The sequence below is a fragment of the Desulfuribacillus alkaliarsenatis genome (assembly GCF_001730225.1).
Taxonomy (GTDB): Bacteria; Bacillota; Bacilli; order Desulfuribacillales; family Desulfuribacillaceae; genus Desulfuribacillus; species Desulfuribacillus alkaliarsenatis.
Window position 1 is genome coordinate 81,882 of record NZ_MIJE01000034.1, and the last position, 19,937, is coordinate 101,818.

Annotated in this window: 16 protein-coding genes; 14 read left to right on the forward strand and 2 right to left on the reverse strand. The window is 37.7% G+C overall.

Annotated features, from left to right (window positions below; translation table 11 throughout):
• Positions 1-61 precede the first annotated feature (61 nt).
• From BHF68_RS13235 to BHF68_RS13260, 6 genes are all read left to right on the forward strand, one after another.
• On the forward strand, positions 62-1,087 hold the full coding sequence (locus BHF68_RS13235) for an outer membrane lipoprotein-sorting protein (RefSeq protein ID WP_069644148.1): 1,026 nt from the start codon (positions 62-64) through the stop codon (positions 1,085-1,087).
• A 181-nt stretch (positions 1,088-1,268) separates the two neighbouring features.
• On the forward strand, positions 1,269-2,396 hold the full coding sequence (gene alr / locus BHF68_RS13240; protein ID WP_069644149.1) for an alanine racemase: 1,128 nt from the start codon (positions 1,269-1,271) through the stop codon (positions 2,394-2,396).
• Positions 2,397-2,767: 371 nt separating this feature from the next.
• Complete coding sequence (locus tag BHF68_RS13245; RefSeq protein ID WP_069644233.1) at positions 2,768-3,019, forward strand: CopG family ribbon-helix-helix protein; 252 nt, start codon at positions 2,768-2,770, stop codon at positions 3,017-3,019.
• A 7-nt stretch (positions 3,020-3,026) separates the two neighbouring features.
• A complete protein-coding gene (locus BHF68_RS13250) occupies positions 3,027-3,377 on the forward strand; it encodes a type II toxin-antitoxin system PemK/MazF family toxin (protein ID WP_069644150.1) in 351 nt (116 codons plus the stop codon).
• A gap of 139 nt (positions 3,378-3,516) precedes the next feature.
• Positions 3,517-4,323 (forward strand): hypothetical protein, encoded by an 807-nt coding sequence (locus BHF68_RS13255; protein ID WP_069644151.1) that lies wholly within the window; start codon positions 3,517-3,519, stop codon positions 4,321-4,323.
• 100 nt (positions 4,324-4,423) lie between these two features.
• On the forward strand, positions 4,424-5,149 hold the full coding sequence (locus BHF68_RS13260; RefSeq protein ID WP_069644152.1) for a gamma-glutamyl-gamma-aminobutyrate hydrolase family protein: 726 nt from the start codon (positions 4,424-4,426) through the stop codon (positions 5,147-5,149).
• Here BHF68_RS13260 and BHF68_RS13265 read toward each other — a convergent pair.
• Both BHF68_RS13265 and BHF68_RS13270 read right to left on the reverse strand, forming a co-directional pair.
• Complete coding sequence (locus tag BHF68_RS13265; protein WP_069644153.1) at positions 5,142-5,909, reverse strand: sigma-70 family RNA polymerase sigma factor; 768 nt, start codon at positions 5,907-5,909, stop codon at positions 5,142-5,144. The genes BHF68_RS13260 and BHF68_RS13265 overlap by 8 nt on opposite strands.
• A complete protein-coding gene (locus BHF68_RS13270) occupies positions 5,884-6,801 on the reverse strand; it encodes a selenium metabolism-associated LysR family transcriptional regulator (RefSeq protein ID WP_069644154.1) in 918 nt (305 codons plus the stop codon). The genes BHF68_RS13265 and BHF68_RS13270 overlap by 26 nt, the downstream gene beginning before the upstream one ends.
• A 175-nt stretch (positions 6,802-6,976) precedes the next feature.
• Here BHF68_RS13270 and BHF68_RS13275 point away from each other — a divergent pair, with 175 nt between their 5' ends.
• The 8 genes from BHF68_RS13275 to BHF68_RS13310 all read left to right on the forward strand — a co-directional run bounded on the left by BHF68_RS13275 (position 6,977) and on the right by BHF68_RS13310 (position 19,699).
• Complete coding sequence (locus tag BHF68_RS13275; protein ID WP_069644155.1) at positions 6,977-9,169, forward strand: Tex family protein; 2,193 nt, start codon at positions 6,977-6,979, stop codon at positions 9,167-9,169.
• 21 nt (positions 9,170-9,190) lie between these two features.
• Positions 9,191-11,224 carry a TaqI-like C-terminal specificity domain-containing protein gene (locus BHF68_RS13280; RefSeq protein ID WP_069644156.1) on the forward strand — a complete coding sequence of 678 codons (2,034 nt, stop codon included), beginning with the start codon at positions 9,191-9,193 and terminating at the stop codon, positions 11,222-11,224.
• 44 nt (positions 11,225-11,268) lie between these two features.
• Positions 11,269-12,429, forward strand: coding sequence for an amidohydrolase (locus BHF68_RS13285; RefSeq protein ID WP_069644234.1), 1,161 nt, complete (start codon positions 11,269-11,271; stop codon positions 12,427-12,429).
• Between the two features lie 101 nt (positions 12,430-12,530).
• Positions 12,531-12,836: an STAS domain-containing protein gene (locus BHF68_RS13290; RefSeq protein ID WP_069644157.1), complete on the forward strand. Its 306-nt coding sequence runs from the start codon at positions 12,531-12,533 to the stop codon at positions 12,834-12,836.
• A 261-nt stretch (positions 12,837-13,097) separates the two neighbouring features.
• Positions 13,098-14,774, forward strand: coding sequence for a putative bifunctional diguanylate cyclase/phosphodiesterase (locus BHF68_RS13295; protein WP_176719947.1), 1,677 nt, complete (start codon positions 13,098-13,100; stop codon positions 14,772-14,774).
• A 29-nt stretch (positions 14,775-14,803) separates the two neighbouring features.
• Entirely contained in the window at positions 14,804-15,967 is a 1,164-nt protein-coding gene (locus BHF68_RS13300) for a PP2C family protein-serine/threonine phosphatase (RefSeq protein ID WP_069644159.1), read from the forward strand.
• Between the two features lie 36 nt (positions 15,968-16,003).
• The gene (locus BHF68_RS13305; protein ID WP_069644160.1) at positions 16,004-19,255 is read left to right on the forward strand and encodes a response regulator; all 3,252 of its coding nucleotides are present in this window, start codon (positions 16,004-16,006) and stop codon (positions 19,253-19,255) included.
• Between the two features lie 156 nt (positions 19,256-19,411).
• The gene (locus BHF68_RS13310; protein ID WP_069644161.1) at positions 19,412-19,699 is read left to right on the forward strand and encodes a hypothetical protein; all 288 of its coding nucleotides are present in this window, start codon (positions 19,412-19,414) and stop codon (positions 19,697-19,699) included.
• Positions 19,700-19,937: the final 238 nt, after the last annotated feature.

Genomic DNA, 19,937 nt, shown 5'->3' on the forward strand with positions numbered 1-19,937 from the left:
ATTTCCCGGGAAATAGACAATTAATTCATAAAGATTGTCGAATAAGTGAGGAGATGGTGTTGTGCTAAAGGGTAAACGCAAACTAGGGCTAATATTAGCTACCATAATAACTTTGGTATTAGCAGCTTGCGGTGGTACGATTACAAAGCAAGAGGATGTCATGAAAGAGTTAGGAAAAATCTTAGAAGAGATTGAAAACTACCATTTAGAGGCTGAAATGGTAGTCGATCACGATGGATTGGCCCAGACTTATTATGTAGAAGTATGGTATCAACAGCCGGAGCTATATAAAGTAGCACTGAAAAATGATAGTAGAGAAGTTTCGCAGATTATTATTAAAAACAATGAAGGCGTACATGTAGTTAACCCGTACATGAATAAAGTATTTAAGTTCAGCAAGGATTGGCCGCATGCACAAGGGCAGCTTTATCTATATCAGACCTTATTAAATAACATTACTAAAGCAGACAGCTTAGATTATGAATATAAGGACGAAGCTTATTACTTCACGTATGAGGTAGAAAATGGGCAGTATATTGCTAAGCAAGAAGTTGTACTTGAGGAAGGATTTTATCCGAAAACAGCTATGATGACTGATGAAGCAGAAACGGTTAAGATTACTGTGAATTTCGAAAATTTCGAAGCTAATATTGCTATATCCGAGTTAGAGTTTGATGTAGATGAACAATTAAAGAGCAGCGTAACAGAAGGTATGGATGCAACGGCAGCAATGGCACAATTACAAGAAAATTGGACTCCGATGCAACCAGAATATGTACCTGCGGGAATGACGATGACTTCGTTAAGTGTATTGAAGGAAGGTGATATGGAATATGCTGTACTTCAATATGCTGGAGCAGATAGCAATTTCACAATAATTCAAAAGCCGGATATAACCTTCGACACGATTGCTAGAGCAGATGGAGAGCTAGTGGAGATATATGGGACTGTAGCGATTCTGTCAGGCGGAGCAACGCCGACACTGCAGTGGCATGATAACGGTATTGAATTCACGTTATCTGGAAACTTATCGATGGCTGAAATGCAGAAAGTTGCAGCAACAGTATATCGCCCTGCTATGAAGTAACTAAGCATAAAATCTAAGCATAAAATCTAAGGAAATAATATTAAGTATAAAAAACTATGTATAAAAGTATTGATAAGAAAATAATGTTATTATAGATGCTGGGCACTCAAGTTAGTGCCCTTTTCTCTTTTGTTATTGATATGATATTATTATAGATACAAATAGGGTTTGAGGTGACACAATGAGTATTGGATTATATCGACCTACGTGGGCTGAAGTGAATCTTGGTGCAATTAAAAGTAATTTTTTTGAATTGCAAAGGCAGGTAGGAAGTAGCACAGCAGTCATGCCTATAGTTAAAGCTAATGCCTATGGACACGGTTCTATACAAATTGCTAAGACATTGGAGGAAATCGGCGCAAAATATTTGGCTGTAGCTAGCTTGGAAGAAGCCTTAGAGCTTAGAGAAGCTGGAATTACCGCTCCTGTTTTGATATTTGGTTATGTGCCAACTAGTGCTGCTGAGTTGATTGTAAAGCATAATTTCACAATAACAGTAATAGAGCAAGCAATGATTAAAGAACTGCATACAGCTGCCCTGAAAAATAATAGTCAGGCTAAGGTGCATTTAAAAATAGATACAGGGATGGGAAGATTAGGACTATTAGATTTTACAGAATTCAAGGAAGTTATAGAATTGCTTGACAGCTATCAAGGGGTAGTACTAGAAGCTATCTACTCACATCTTGCATGTTCTGATGAAGTAGATAAAGCATATTCGATAGCGCAGTATGAGAGATTTAAAGCTTATATTGATTATGTCGGTAAGCGGACTAATAAACCGAGCGTGCACCTGGCTAATAGTGGCGCAATAATTGATTTGCCTAAGTATGCACATGATTATGTGCGTGCTGGCATAAGCTTATATGGTTACTATCCGTCTGCTGAAGTTAACAAAGAGCGAGTTAAATTACTACCCGCCATGGAATTTAAGACAAAAGTTGTATACTTAAAGGAAGTTGCAGCAAACACCTGCATTGGCTATGGTGCAACGTATAAGACTGATAAACAGTCCCTGATAGCCACCTTGCCAGTAGGATATGCAGATGGATATAACCGCTTGCTATCCAATTCAGGAAAGGTGATTGTCCGAGGCATGAAGGTGCCTGTAGTTGGTCGTGTCTGTATGGACCAAATCATGATAGATGTTACTGGTGTTCCTAATATACAGAGGGGTGACGAGGTTGTATTATTTGGTAAGCAGAGTAATCAACAGGTTACTGTCGATGACATAGCGAAACAGCTTAATACAATAAACTATGAGGTAGTATGTGCCATAAGTAGTAGAGTACCAAGGATTTATATTTAAATTCAATCAAAGTAAAGTGATACTTTTTCAAATGGATTTTTCACAGAGTTTTTTGAAACTTTTACCTAGAAACTTTTAAAACTTTTTGGAGTCTAAAACAGTGTGGTAGAGTTCGAATATTTAATAAATGCACCAGTGTGTGAAAAATGGTATTAATTAAAAGTATAAGCCTTGCAGGAATCAAGGATTAATTATAGAAATAATATGTAAGTGAACTAGCTATAGACTATAGCTAGTTAAAGTGGTGAATTAATTGTTTCTAGGATTATTGTATATTTTTCAATAATTTACCGCATACTGTTGATATAATACAAAGTATAGAAACTGGAGTTTATGGTGGAGGTGTTTCTGTGGTAAATACTAAGAGAATTATGATTAGCATTCCAGCAAATTTACTACAAGAGGTAGATGGTGTCGTCCAAACTGAGAATACAAATCGCAGTGAAATTATCCGTAATGCTATGAAGATGTACTTAAGTGAACGGAAGAAACGCCAAATTCGAGAATCAATGCAACGGGGATACATGGAAATGGCAGATATCAACCTGAATATTGCATCGGAAGCAATGCACGCCGAAGAAGAAGCTGACGAAGCTTTAGAAAAATTAGTAAGTGGAGTGTAAATGTTGAATGATCATAAAAAGAGGCGATGTATTCTATGCCGATTTGTCCCCAGTCGTTGGATCAGAACAAGGCGGTGTGAGACCTGTTCTTATAATTCAGAATGATATTGGCAATAAGTATAGCCCGACAGTAATCGTAGCAGCAATCACTGCTCAAATTCAAAAGGCAAAGATACCTACACACATTGAAGTAAACGCTGAAATATATGGATTAGAGCGAAACTCAGTAATTCTTCTTGAACAAATTCGTACGATTGATAAGCAGAGGTTGACGGATAAGATAACGCACTTAAATGATGATTTAATGTCTAAAGTTGATGATGCGATAAGTATTAGTTTAGGATTAATAGAATTTTAAATAAAAGTTTTCTATAAAGTTTTTATAGGAGGCTTTTTTTACTTGTAATTGATTGTTATATTGGTCAGAAAACGATACAATGAGGAAGTAAAGTAAATAGAAGTACAGGAAAGATAGACTTCGAAAGGATTCGATGAGCATGCTTACAATTGTGCTATTGCTTGCTCTGCTGGTTAGCTTTATTAGTATAATTATGACCGTAGGGAACGCATTAAACAAAACGGCACTGGCCAAATTTTGGGCTTTAATCGCAACGGCGTCAGTTTTTACTACGACGTTTATTTTCATTGTCGACTCCTTCGATTTACTTGAACTTAGAGATGTTAATAAATTTGCTACTCCAGTGAATGCCAATTCTGAGGGAGTATACCCCCCTGGAGAGTCAGGACAATCTAATGGAAATTCAGGACAATCTAATGGAGACTCAGGGCAGTTTAATGGCAACGATGGTGCTAGAAATGGAAATGGCGAACTATCTGACTCAAGGGTAGCACGGATTATGCTGCTAGATTTGTTTGCGAAACGCTACTCTGGTGAGCTAGAAGGGCTTACTGCAGAACAGCGGGATTGGCTAATGCAGAATCGCACGCTTTTTCCTGCCAGTACTAGTGATACCCAGGCTCAAGTAAGGAATCAAGCTCAGGAAGTGCGGAACCTTGATCAAGTATATAGAAGTATTGATAGATATCGGCAAGGCTTTATCAAAGGTACAGGCGTAGTATTAGATAAAACAGTTGATGGGACCACAGGTATACAAGAAATGCAGGTTAATGTGGTAGGGCCTGATGGTGGTGTTTACTTGCTCTATTATCCAGCGGTAGTGGATTTGAATACTGGCGACTGGGTTCAATTCTATGGAACACCTATTACAGGCAAGAGCTTACGAAGCGAATTTTTTGGCACTGTAAACAGCCTGTTAGTATACGCTAGTTACATTCATCGATAGAATATAATACATACATGTAACTTATACAATTCATATACAGTAACTGTAAACCCGTTTCTGACATAACCTGTAGTAGGATATGAAAGAGAGGGGTTTTTTTGTGCGTCCGAGAATAGCAGTGACAGGAACTTCTATGGAAACTAAATACGGGTCAGGTACGTATATCAATAAAGGCTACATCGACGGTGTTATTAAAGCAGGTGGAATCCCGATAGTTTTACCGCTAACGGAACTTAAGGTGATAGATGAGGAATGGATTGAGCAATATGATGGGTTGTTACTAAGTGGTGGTGAAGATGTGAACCCACTGCGTTATAAGCAGAGCCCACAGCTAAAGCAAGGACGGATTTCGCCAGAGCGTGATGAGTTAGAATGTACGCTAATTCCATTAGCAATTAAAAGAAACATGCCAATTTTTGCAATTTGTAGAGGTGTTCAGGTCTTAAATGTAGTTTGTGGCGGCACGCTTTATCAGGATATTGTTAGTCAAGTGCCTAATGTACTTAAGCATAGTCAGAATGCTCCACGTTGGTATGGCACGCATGCTATCGAGATTGTTAAAGACAGTAAGCTACATGCAATTTGTAAGCAGCCAAGCATTGTAGTAAATAGCTATCATCACCAAGCGATTGATGTGTTGGCAGAAGGGTTAACAATATCGGCAAAATCTGAGGACGGTATTATTGAAGCGATTGAAAGCACAGATGATAAAGTGTTTATAGTAGGAGTACAATGGCATCCTGAAGGTATGTGGCAAAAAGAAAAAGAGCAGTTTGCATTATTTGAAGCATTTGTGGCAGCGTGCAAGCAGACGAAGCTTAATTAATATGCTTTTTCAATTTGCCAAGGGCTTTACGCTCTAATCGCGATATCTGCATTTGCGAAACTTTAAAACGGTCTGCTAAAGCTCGCTGGGATAGTCCTTGATAGTATCTATAATATATTAGTAAACGCTCACGCCTTGTTAACTCATTTAGTGCGTTTAATACGGTTTTTCTCGCGATAAAGGTTTCAAGCTCGGGATCGTTTTTGCCAATCATATGATGTAGAGAGTCAGAGTAATCATCGTCTGTGTATGTCGTATCAAGGGAAATTGAATTGTATAACGACTTCACACTCTTTGCTTCGATTAGTTCATCCAATGATATACCAAGATAGTCGGCTAGTTCTTCATTTGTTGGATGTCTCTGTAATTGATGGCTTAGAGATTCATAGGCATAATCTATTTTTGGATGAAGCTCAGTAATTCTACGTGGCACACTTACGTCCCAACTACGGTCACGGAAATATCGTTTGATTTCGCCTTCAATGGTAGGGGTTGCGTATGTTGCGAATTGAACGCCCACACCTGCGTCATACCTACGGATAGCTTTTACTAATCCAAGGTTTCCGATTTGTAGTAAATCATCAATATGCACCCCGCGGTCAACGTATTTTCTTGCAATTATTTCAACTAGATAACATGTCTGTTTAAATATCTCAGTTTCAATTTTTTTTGAGTTTTTTAGCTGATACTTTTGAAAAAGCAGTGTTAAGTTATTGTTTGTTTTAGTTTTTTTCTTAGCTTTTAACCTCGCTGAGCGCATTTTGCGTATGCTCCTTTATAAAGTCTATAAACTTAGTAGTTGATAGAGTAATATTATTTGTATTCGTGACACAATATAGTTCACGTTCGATGTGTAAGTTGGTAACTGGAATCGAACGCACCTTTTGTAAGTATATTGAACGCTCTGCGGCGAATTTTGATACGAAAGACACACCTAAACCACTTTCAACGGCTGCGATGACTGCATCAGTACTGCCAAATTCGCCTAGTATAGGCAGTGTTTCAAGCTCAAGCTCATGTTCAGCTAGGGCTTTTTCTAAAATTTTACGAGTCCCTGAATGTTTTTCACGCACAATAAAAGTTGAATCTTTGAGTTCATCTATTGTGATTGCTTGTCTACTGGCCCATTGATGACACATCGGAACGATTAGTTGTAATTCATCTTTGGCTACTGGAAATGATGTTAACCATTGCTGCTTATCTGGCCTAGAGCCAATTATTCCGACATCTACCTTTTTGTCCTGCAGCCAGCCTACAACCTGTTCAGTACCTGCTACTTGTACCTGCAGCTTAATATGTGGATAAGAGTTACGAAATGATTTAATAATTGGTGATATAAAAAACTGTGAAGGAATGGTACTTGCACCAATATGTAAGCTTCCATAAGGAGAATTCTTTATATCTTGAATACGTAAGTATGTAGCTTTCCACATAGCTATTATAGCTTTACCCTGTGTGTATAAATAGCAACCTGCCTGAGTTACAATCAAATCGTCGCCCTTACGATTGAAAAGCGCACATCCTAGGCTTTTTTCTAGAGCATTAATACGTTGAGTAATCGCTGGCTGCGATACTGATAGACGTTGGGCTGTGTGGGAAAAGCTTTTTGTTTCTACTAAATCGATAAAGGCTTCTAACTGACTATAATTCATTATTATCACTTCCATTCACAGGTTTCCATGGTTTTAATTATACACGATTTATTGACTTTATGCATAATTGAAACGAATTCTCGCTCTAATAGACGTTAGCTAGTGATTATGCTATGCTTAAAAAAATCTGATAATATAAGAAAACAGATTAGAGTTAACAGGAGGAAACCAAAAAATGGCTGATTTCAATAAAATCCTAGCCAAAGAGCTGGGATTAAAACAGGAGTACATAGACAAGGCTATTGCCTTACTTGATGAAGGAAACACAATTCCCTTCATTTCTCGTTACCGTAAAGAGCTGACAGGCTCAATGGATGAAGAAGTGCTAAGGAATTTATCTGAACGCTTAGAGTATTTGAGATCCCTTGATAAACGCAAGCAGGAAGTTATTGCTTCTATTGAAGAGCAGGGCAAATTGACGGACGAGCTGAAGCTAGCAATTGAAAAAGCAGAGAAGCTACAGGTTGTTGAAGATATCTATATGCCATATCGTCCGAAACGTAAAACTAGGGCGAGTGTTGCTAAGGAAAAAGGCTTGGAGCCATTGGCAGCATGGATTAATAATCAGCCTACAACAGGTGATTTAAATGCTGAGGCAGAGAAATTCATCAATTCAGAGCTTGGTGTTGAAACAATCGAAGAAGCTATCCAGGGTGCCCTAGATATAGTAGCTGAGCAAATTGCAGAAACAGCAGAAATACGTCAGCTAGTGCGCAAATATTTTCAAGAGCATGCTACGATGAAAACTGTTGCAGCAGCTGATGACGCTAGTGATGTATACCAAATGTACTTTGACTTTGAAGAGGGAATTAAAAGACTGCCACCCCATCGTGTCCTTGCTATGAACCGTGGCGAACGGGAAAAGGCTTTAAAGGTAACCGTGCAAGTAGATCAAGAGCGGATTTTGGAGCGCATACATAAGGCTTGGAATTTAAAGCATGGAAGTGTCGTTTATGATGCATTAATAATGACAATTCAGGACAGCTATAAGCGCCTATTAGAGCCATCAATTGAACGTGAGGTACGCAAAGAGAAGACAGAGCAAGCAGAGGAGAAGGCAATTGAAGTATTTAAGGCTAATTTAAAGAGTCTACTACTGATTGCTCCTGTGAAGGATAAGGTCGTTATGGGTGTAGACCCTGCATATCGGACAGGCTGCAAGCTGGCTATCGTAGACCCAACAGGTAAGCTACTAAAGATTGATGTAACCTACCCAGTACCCCTTAGTAAAAACTCTGACAAAGACAAAGTTAATATACAACGGGCTAAGGAAGTATTTTACAGCTATATCAAGGAATTCAATGTCGATATCATCGCTGTAGGTAATGGTACGGCATCAAGGGAAACGGAACAATTCGTTGCTGATTTAATTCGTGAGGGCAAGGAGAAGCAAATAATCGACAAAGAAATTATGTATATTATCGTTGATGAGGCAGGTGCAAGTGTCTATTCTGCTTCGCCAATTGCCAAAAAGGAATTCCCGCAGCTAGATGTATCGGAGCGTAGCGCAGCCTCAATTGCTAGACGTCTGCAGGATCCGCTAGCGGAATTAGTGAAAATTGATCCAAAGTCTATTGGGATAGGACAATATCAGCATGATGTAAGTCAGAAGCGGCTTACAGAAAGCCTCCAATTTGTCGTTGAAACGGTGGTTAATAACGTCGGCGTAGACATTAACAGTGCATCTCCGTCTTTATTAAAATACATATCAGGGATTAATGAGACGGTAGCTAGTAATATTGTTTCCTATCGTGATGAAATTGGTAAATTTAATAATCGCAAACAAATCAAGAAAGTGCCAAGGCTAGGTGGTAAAACATATGAGCAGGCAGTTGGTTTTCTGCGCATTCGTGATGGCGAAGAGCCATTAGATAATACACCAATCCATCCAGAATCATATGACGTGGCAAAGAAATTATTACAGCACTACGGATATAAAAAAGAAGTGCTTAATGGTAATAAACAGGACAAGCAGGAGTTTGACCAAAATCTTCGTGAGTTGAAAATCAATGAGGTCGCTAATATGCTCGAGGTAGGAGTGCCAACATTGCAGGATATTGTGGAGGCACTATTAAAGCCAGGACGTGATCCGCGTGATGAACTGCAGAAGCCAATGCTGAAATCTGACGTAACATCACTAGAAGACCTAGAGGTTGGCACTGAACTGCAGGGGACAATTCGCAATGTTGTAGATTTTGGAGCCTTCGTCGATATAGGTTTGAAAAATGATGGCTTAGTCCATATATCGCAGATTAGTCAGCAATATGTTAAGCACCCCCTTGAAGTTGTACAGGTTGGTCAAATCGTTAAAGTGAAGGTTATAGACATTGACCATAAGCGTCAACGGGTAGGATTAAGCATGAAATAGGAATTAGTTGGGGATGAAGTGGTGAAAAAGACAATCGAGACGATAAGCATTGATGAGGTATGTAACATACTATCTATTTCCAAGGCTACTGTACGCAACTGGATGCATACTGGTAAAATCTCAGTAGTTGAAAATGATGAAGGTAATCTCCAATTCGCTAAAAATGAAATACTAAGACTTAAGAGTCAAATAGATGACGGCAGTATAAAGCTCTTACAAAGTCGTCGAAACAAAGGTGCAGTTAAAGGACATTTCGTAGCAACGGAGTATGTGTCCTATAAACCTTATATAGACTTGGCGAAACAAATTATAAGCTGGGTAAATAGTGAGCCAAGATTAACTAGTAGCAATTATGACTCTACTCATTTAATCAGACTAGTACTATTAGAGGTTGCATTTAAATTCCTTCGTGACAGAGTGGTAACACATAATAATAATAACTTAAAGCATGCTATCCAGACACTTAGCGAGAATTTATCAAGTTTGAAGCTATCGCCCGAAGTACAGCAGCTTTTAGAAAATGTTAAAAACCTAGAAATACCTTATATAGAAGGTGAGGATTTTCTTGGACTACTATACATGGCTCTTAGTCAGCTAGGGGAACGCAAGCGTAAAGGCAGCTATTATACACCAGTACATATTACTGACATCCTTGCAGAACGCGCCCTGGAGCAATTTATTAAGAATGCGGAAGCTACTGACTCTATAGAAATTATAGACCCGTGCTGTGGTTCAGGTAATTTCTTAATACGCCTTTATTTATTATTGAAAAAAAAGAATATAAGTGCGCGTTTGTCAGGCTTTGATATAGACCCAATCGCCACAGCTATAGCAACTATCAATATGTTCCTAATAATGGGATTTCCAGCTTCAGAAAAGGTTAATAGAAGTTTAATGTTAGAAGCAGGTAAGATTAATTTTATGATAGAAACAATTGATACACTAGATTTCACAAGCGACAAATCCTATGATTTAATCATCGGTAATCCACCTTGGGGTTATCATTTTAGTAAGAGGGAGCTAACTGAATTAAAACAGAGGTATCAGGCTTATAGTGGCTCTGTAGAGTCGAGCTGTTTGTTTATTGAGTGGGCAATAGCCAATCTAAGGCAAAATGGTGTGCTCGGTTTTGTTTTGCCTGAGTCAATTCTAAACGTAACAAGTCATATGAAAATTAGAGAACTACTTCTAACTAATACTAGACTTGATGATATTGAACAGACTAGCAAGCGCTTCTCCAATGTCTACAGTTCAGTAATTACACTGGTAGCTACAAGAAGCACAAATAATAAAAACACAAACAATATAAGCAATATAACTCAAGTGCGCTATTTGGAAAACCCTCATTACATTATAAATATAGCTACTAGCTGTCAGGAGAATGAAATAGTCCAGCATATGAAACAAAAGCCAGGCAACTTATATTTAGCTGGTAATGCTAGTTTTGGCTTGGGGATTGTGACAGGCAATAATAAGCGGCACTTACATAAAACCTGTCCGCCACTTGGAGAGGTTATCTTAAATGGCACAGCTATTAATAAATATCAAATTATCGAAGAAGAACTGTTTATAGAATATGCGCCTACTAAATACCAGCAGGTTGCACCAGAGTCTATCTACCGTGCTCCTGAAAAGCTTATATATAGGTTTATTAACAAGAAGCTGATTTTCTCTTATGACAATCGGCAGCGACTTACACTTAATAGTGCAAATATAGTAATTCCAGAATTACCTGGATATGATATGAAATATGTGCTAGCGATTTTAAATGCCCGGGCCACGCAATTTTACTATACATGTAGTTTTTCAAGTGTTAAGGTATTGAGGAAATACATTGAGGATTTGCCTATACCTGTATGTAACGATGGAAAACAGACAGCAATAGTTTCGCTGGTTAACCACCTACTTGCTGAGAATGAGAAAAAACAACGGGATAAAATAGATAATGCAGCCGTTGTCACTGAGATATTTGAAGAAATAGATAGGCATATCATGGAATTGTTTCAATTAACTCAACAGCAGCAAGCATTAATAAAAGACAAAATAAAAGGGTAACTAATTATTTGGAATACAGTGGAGGAAAAATTATGGCAAATAAAATGAAGGCAATTATCAACGGTACAATTATTACAGTAGCCAATGAAACAATAGAACAAGGGACAATACTTATAGACGGGGATAAAATAGTGCAAATATCCAAGGGAGCGCTGGAATTGTCAGCAGATGTGGAAGTATTTGACGCTACTGGTAAAGTAGTTACTCCAGGTTTAATAGAAGTACATGGCCATATCGGAATTTGTGAAGAAGGAATGGGCTGGGAAGGTGATGATACCAACGAGATGACAGACCCATCAACCCCTTATGTACGGGCTTTAGACGCTATAAATCCATTTGACCGAGCGTTTGTCGATGCTCGTAAAGGTGGCGTAACAACAGTTCATACTATGCCTGGAAGTGCAAATGTAATTGGTGGCGAGACAATTGTAATTAAGACGGCTGGAACGATTGTTGAAGATATGGTATTAAAAGCAGTAGCTGGAATCAAGGTCGCATTTGGTGAAAATCCTAAGCGCATTTATGGTGATCGCAAGCAGCTACCATCTACAAGAATGGGTACTGCTGCAGTGTTGCGTCGTGAGCTTACTAAGGCTCAAGGGTATTTAGAAAAATGTCAGATAGGCAAACAAGACCCAGAGAAAATGCCAGACAAAGACTTGGGTATGGAAGTGTTAGTCAAAGTTTTAAAGAAAGAAATACCTTTACGTGCTCATGCCCATCGGGCGGATGATATCGTAACGGCAATTCGTATAGCTGATGAGTTTAATGTGGACATAACAATTGAACATTGTACGGAAGGTCATAAGATTGTTGAATTCTTAAAGCAGAAGCAGGTAAATATAGCTGTTGGTCCAACCCTTTCAAGCCGCTCAAAAATTGAATTGCAGGATTTAGGCTTTGAAACTGTTAAAATACTTATGGAAGCAGGTATTGAGGTCTCTATATTAACTGACCACCCAGTAATACCTGTACAATATATACCAATATGTGCGGCGCTGGCTGCAAAGGAAGGAATTACTGAAGAGGAAGCATTAAAGGCAATCACCATTTACCCCGCAAAGCACTTAGGGATAGCTGATAGAGTCGGATCTATTGAGGTAGGTAAAGATGCAGATATAGTAATATGGTCCGGATATCCGTTGGATTATCGCAGTAAAGTAGAACGGACAATTATAAATGGGCACGTTGTCTATGGAAACTAAAAAAGGCGCGAATTTCGACAGACTTTGCAAACGAAAAAGTATAAAGTAAATGGCATCGCGTTATATATAATTAGTAGTATTGCTGAACGGAGATGCTTATTATGATTTATACAAAAGAAGGCAACAGCAAGAATATTCGGCTAATAGCCGACGAAAGAATGGAGCTAAGAACCGTTAAAAGTTTACGCTGTGAATTAGAAGGATGTATTAAAAGAGGTTATGAAGATATAACTATTGATTTCCGAAATGTAAAAATGATTGATTGTTCAGCTATTGGTGTTATTATAGCCTTTCATAAGAAGCTAAAGCGTTTAAATGGGAGTATACATTTAGAAAACGTTAGAAGCGCACATGTGCAAAATCTATTTAATGCATTAAGACTGTCTAGCATATTAAATATAAAATGAAGCTTTTCTGTTATTATATATGAGTGACTAATCATATATAATATTAATAGTAAAAAGAGTGCTTGGTTGGTGTTTGTCTATCAAGCATTTTTTGTATTCTAAAAACATATAAAAATAAAATCAATCTAAATAAATAATGTGGCAATGTTAATGAATCAATATACTAACCTATATAAATTATGATATTATTAGTATTAATATGACTTCTGTCACATCAATACAGATGACTGTTTGTTATAATACAGTTAGGTGGTGAGTATCTTGACTAAAACTTGTATTTTGGTAGTAGATGATCGGCGGGCAACGAGAATATTGATTCGAAACGTTTTAATACAAGACGGTTATAGGGTATTAGAGGCTGAGAATGGGCAGGAAGCTATCGATACGTTTCTGATAGAGTCACCAGAATTAATTTTGCTAGATATAGTGATGCCGGTGATGGATGGGCTTACAGCGTGTGAAAAAATTAGAAGGCTACCTGATGGCAATCGCACACCAATATTAATGTTTACAGGTGTTAATGATGGCAAGTCTGTAGAGGCTGCATTTCAGGCGGGAGCATCAGACTTTATCAATAAGCCTATTAACTGGGAAGAGCTTCGATATCGTGTCCAGCGCTTACTTCATTTGCGTTCTGTAGAAGAAAAAGTTCAACGTCAAGTGTATTATGACTCACTCACTAATTTACCTAACCGATTATTATTCAAGGATCGCCTTGAAGTTGCAATATTTTATGCAGCAAGCGAGCAGTTACAGCTTGCAGTATTGTATTTAAATCTAAAAAAATTCACTTTAATTAATGACGCTTTTGGCTACGATGCTGGTGATATGGTTATTAGAGAAGTCGCTCAAAGACTACAGACAGCTGTCGGGCAGGATGTGACTGTAGCTAGAATGGGTGGAGATGATTTTGCTTTTATTTTAAATCGCATTGAGCACGAGGAAGAAGCAGCTAAGATAGCCGCACAGGTAATAGAAGCTATTAACGAGCCTTGGTCGATTAATCGTCAAGAGGTTTATATCGATAGTGATATAGGAATAGCTCTTTACCCTGATGATGGTCAAGATGTACAAACATTATTAAAAAATGCCGAGACTGCGATGCAGCAAGCGGCGTTAGAGCATAGAAATACATATCGTTTTTATAATCATGATATGAATACAAAGGCGCTAGAAAGAATAGGATTAGAGAATGCACTGCGTCATGCAATAGATAAAAACGAACTTATTATACATTATCAACCGAAGTTTCAGTCCTGTATGAACAAAGTTACAGGCGTAGAAGCTTTGATTCGGTGGCAGCATCCAGAGAGAGGGATGGTGCCACCGATGGAGTTCATCCCTATAGCAGAAGAAAATCAACTAATTATACCGATTGGAGAATGGGTACTAAGGACAGCTTGTATGCAAATGAAAGAATGGCATGATGCAGGTCATAGATTGTCGCTATCGGTGAATTTTTCTGCCTTGCAATTTAGACAACTAGGTGTTTCTGATAGGGTTTATGAAATACTATCGGAAATAGGACTCGAGCCTAACTGCCTGACAATTGAGATTACGGAATCAGTTGCGATGAAGGATGTTAACTATACAGTTAAAACTCTTAATGCACTACAAGAAAAAGGGGTTAAAGTATCAATTGATGATTTTGGAACAGGCTATTCATCCCTGAGCTATTTAAAACGCTTGCCAATAAGTGAATTGAAGATTGATCGTTCCTTCGTTCGAGATATTACAACAGACCAAGACGATGCTGCAATTGTTGAGATGATACTAGTACTTGGTCAAACACTGAAATTAAACATGGTAGCTGAAGGTGTAGAAACTCCAGAACAAGTAGAATTTCTCAGAGATAAGGGTTGTCTAGAGATGCAAGGATATTTATTTAGCAAGCCGATAACTGCTGAAGAATTTCAGAGCAAGTTCCTGCAATTTTAGCTTTTTGAGATATATGAGGAGGAAATTGGATGGGAGATGCAAAAGCAAGGATTCTTGTTGTGGATGATAAGCGCGTAAACCGAGTAATACTTGAACGTCATCTACAGAAAGCTGGTTATAGTAATATTATCCATGCCGAAAATGGACAAGAGGCATTAGATATTATTAAGCAAGAGCTGCCGGATTTAATCTTGCTTGATATTGTTATGCCTGGGATTGATGGTTTTGAGGTCTGTAGACGGGTAAAGCAAAACCCAGACACAAAGATGCTACCTATTGTTATGGTGACAGCATTGAATGACCAAGAATCAAAACTAGAGTGTATCAATATTGGTGCTGACGATATCTTGAATAAGCCAGTTGACCCAGCAGAGTTAACGGCAAGGGTACGTTCTCTTATTCATGTGAAAAACTATTTCGACCAGCTTCAGAAATTAAATTATCAATTACTAGATAGTATTAAAAAAGCTGAACGAATCCAACGTGCGCTTCTTCCTAAGAAATTTCCTGAGGTTGAAGGGGTTGTTTTTGATGCTTATTATAAGCCTGCAGAGTATATTGGAGGAGATTGCTATAATGTATTTCAGTTAAACCCGAACCAAATATGCTTATATATTGCTGATGTAACAGGCCATCATTTTGATGCAGCAATGCTAACGGTATTTATTAAGGAAGTTATATCTAGCTATGCAAGACAGGTTACTATGCAGGATGCGGCTTTCAGTCCTAAGGATTGTTTAGATATATTGGATAAAGCCTTTAAGAAGGAAGGATTTCCAATTGAAATTTTTATAACGATTTACTTGGCTGTATATGATGTGCCTACGAAAACATTAACGTACTCCTCAGCGGGATTTGCTCAGGCTCCAATTGTCTATGGCAGAGAAACACGCAAGCTTCCTTGTCCTGGCAAACTAATTATGGGTCTAGAGACTGAAGATGGCTTTGATGAAATGCAGACTACATTACAAGACGGAGAAGCAATAATATTTTATACGGATGGGATTATAGAGCAATTAGACAATAGCCTAGAGCATCATTTTGGTGAACAAAGGCTTATAGATATAATCAACAATATACCAGAGAATGAAAAGCAGAAGTTGATTTCTAATATCATAGAAGAGCTAGAGAATTATGCGGGTTCTAAAGAGTTCCAGGATGATGTTGCTATTTTAAATATGATTGTAACATGATGAGGAATTATTAGTGAGAAATTAGGGGCGGTTATGATGAAGTTTTTATTAAGGCCTATGGTCGACATCATGGATAAATTGACATATTTTTATAAATTTTTGATCATAGGTTTAACTGTTGGTATAGGGATTATTTCAATAGTAGTATACTTGTTTCTTGACCTTAATCAACAGGTTGAAGATGCTAAACAGCGTCAATTGGGAGCAATTTATATTACAGAAACTAAGGAATTGTTAAATCACATACAACAGTTCCGCGGCATGAGCTATGCTACATATGGACAGGTAGAGCACCGCTTCCAGGATGATATTCTTTTACAGGAAGCGTTAGTCGAGGAGACCTTTGCAAAACTGTGGCTAGCTATGGATAAAAGCAGGGATCAGCTTGGTCTTGATAATATGTTAACAGAACTTGAAGAGGACTGGTACCAATTAAATAATTCAATTGGCAATATCAGTAGAGAAGAGTTTTTTGCCCAATCAAACGCTTTGGTTCATAGTGTTATAGAGTTTATCAAATACACAGCAGACAGATCGATGATGATTTTAGATGACGATCGTTACCGGTATTATTTGTCAGCGATAACTACCAACGAATATCCACTATTATTAGAAGAGCTGGGACAACTAAGGGCACTTGGAACTAAAGTAGCGGAAGCTAATGAGATATCAATTATTGAACAGCAGCGGCTAATTGAACATATTAGGACAGCAGATGACTTATGGAGATTTATAAACATAAACTTTATTTTCTTAAATGAAGAGTGCGATAAATTTAGTAAAGATATTAATGCTCATATGGGCCAAGTAGGTATCGGGATTCAGAGTTTTCTGGAAGCAATTGAAAGAGAGTTTATTACAACAGTAGATATAGATGTTGATTCTCAAACATACTACAACCAGACTACTAGTATGATGCAGGATAATTACTTGTTGTATGAAAAAATAGTTACAGAACTATACGATGACCTAGAGAGCAATGTTAAACGGCTTCAAGGGGATAAGTGGTTTATTAGTTTTCTAACGATGTTTGTAGGCTTTATAGGACTTTATATGTATCTCGCTTCCTACGTTTCCGTTCATCAAGCTATTTCCACACTGAAAAAGGGATCGGCAAGCATGGGTAGGGGTGATTTGTCTACTCGAATTGAATTGACAACACAGGATGAGCTATCTGAGATTGCTACTGCTATTAACCAAATGGCGGTAGACCTAGAGAAATTTATCGCCAATGAAGATAGAATAAAACAGGAATTAATCCAAGCAAAACAATCAGCAGAGGATGCTTCAAAGGCTAAAAGTGAGTTTCTTGCAAATATGAGTCATGAGATTCGCACTCCAATGAATGTAATTATAGGTATGTCTGAATTGGTGCTTAACTCTGATTTGAAAAAAGAACAACGGGAATACATTAAAATGGTCAGAGATTCTGCGTTCTCACTGTTAGATATTATCAATGATATACTAGATTATTCTAAGCTTGAGGCTGGAAAGCTTGAGTTAGATACAGTTGAATTTGATTTAATTGAGCTAGTAGAGAAAACACTACGCTTTCAATCGGTGCAAGCCCATGGTAAAGGGTTAGAGCTTATTAATAATATATATCAAGGCACACCAAGATATGTAATTGGGGACGCCTTGAGACTGCAGCGAGTTCTTTTAAACTTAATTAGTAATGCCGTTAAATTTACTGATAAAGGTGAAATAGAGGTCAGTATTAAGTGCGTTCAAACACGCTCGGATAATAAAGAAGAACTGCGTTTTGAGGTTCGCGATACTGGCATAGGTATTCCTGAAGATAAGATGGATAGGCTATTTAAGAGCTTTAGCCAAGTAGATGGGTCTCTTTCAAGGCAATACGAAGGAACTGGCCTGGGCTTAGCTATTTCTAAATATTTAGTAGAGAATATGGGCGGCACTATCGGGGTAGATAGTAAAGTGAGTGAGGGTACTACCTTCTATTTCAACGTGCCGTTTGAGGTTGTGGATAAGGAAGTTGAAGAGGATGAAGAGGTAGTGCTATTAGAGGAAATCACGGGGCTTCGTGTGCTTGTTATTGATGATAATCGTCTCAATCGCAAAATATTAGAAGAAATGGTAGGAAGCTGGGGTATAGATGTAACTACAGCAGCAAGTGGCAAAGAAGGTCTGGACTTATTAGTTGCAAGCATCGACGATGCGACAAGTGGTTTTGATATTATATTACTTGATTTGCAAATGCCGAATATGGACGGTTTTGAAGTAGCTAAGAAAATTAAAGACCATCCAAAACTTAATGGAATTAAAATTATCATGCTATCTTCAGCAAATATTTATCAAACAGCTCAGCAGTGTAAAGCATTAGGGTTGGATAGCTATCTTGCGAAGCCAGTACGACAATCTGAGCTTTATGACATAATTATCAGTATGATATCGAAGGAACAAAAGCAGAAGGCCCTTGAAGTGGCTGAAGAATTAATTGTAACACATATACAAAATCCTAAAATACCAGATGTATTATTAAGCGATCAGGCGGACATCGTAAATCATATGGCAGCTACTGTTGAAGCTTTAGATGACCCTGTGAAAATTTTGCTAGTAGAAGACAAGAAGATGAACCAAACACTTGCAAAAAAGATTCTAGAACGTAAGGGCTGGTATGTAAAGATTGCTGAAAATGGCAAGATAGCAGTAGAAAGGTATGGGCGAGAGTCGTTTGATGTTATTCTGATGGACATTTCTATGCCGGAAATGGATGGTATTGAGGCAACAGCGTATATAAGGAAGATAGAATCTGAAAACAAAAGTCGTAGAACGCCAATAATTGCGATGACAGCTAATGCCATGTCAGGAGATAGAGAAAAATACATTGAAGCAGGTATGGATGAATATGTATCGAAGCCTATAGATAGAAATAAACTGTATGAAACGGTTGAGAAGTTCTTGCCTATGAAGGAATTGCCAATAGATTTAAATAGAATGGTTAAGCAAATGGGAGCAGACAAAGAACTTATGAAAGAAGTTATTAATATATTCCTCGAGGATTACCCACAAGACATAGAGTCTCTTAAGCAAGCAATAGAGCAGAATGACGCAGAATTATTAAGGTCAGTCGCCCATGGGCTTAAAGGTGAGTTGGGTAACCTAGGAGTTACAAAAGGATATGAGCTAGCATATGAGCTTGAAAAACTTGGGAAATATAAGAGTCTAGACCAAGAGGAAGCAGTTAATTTATTGCAACAGATTGAATCTGAGATTCAGAAGATAAAGGATTTTTTCACCAAATCTAATTGGGATAAAAAAATATAAGTAAACTACTTTATCTTGTAAGCAAATGTAGACATTTTGTGACGCTGTGATAGAAATCATTGACGCTTCAATTGAAAACAAGTAGCATAAATCTATAATATTAACCAAACATACTTGTGCGTACAATTAATGTTCAATGATAGAGAGTGTGAGAATATGGGTCTGGGATTGATGCTAGCTATAATGACATTTGTTAGTTTTATTGTGAACTTACCTATGGGTATGTGGCGTGTGAAGGTGCCTAAGTTTTCTTGGCAGTGGTTTGTAGCAATCCATTTAAGCGTACCGTTAATATTTTTCTTGCGTACGGAAGCCAATATAAGTTATTTATATATTCCTTTGTTTGTAACTGCTGCTATTATAGGGCAGCTTGTAGGTGGGAAAATACTATTACATTATTCAAAAGCTTATAAACTTAAAAAGACACAGCTCAAAGACGGATAATTATAGGTGGAACCTCTAGGGGATTAGTGCATATAATGGAGCATAACCCTCCCATAACTCCCCGTGTACGCGACAAATTTAATGTCGCGTTTTTTTTTGCATAAAGTTTGACCTTGTTTGACTTTTGACCAACTTTGACTTATAATGAGTAAAGGATACAAAAATGCTAATATTATAAATAATTAGTTTTCAATAGAGACGATTATTTATTATTACAAAACAATTTATAAAGGAGGTT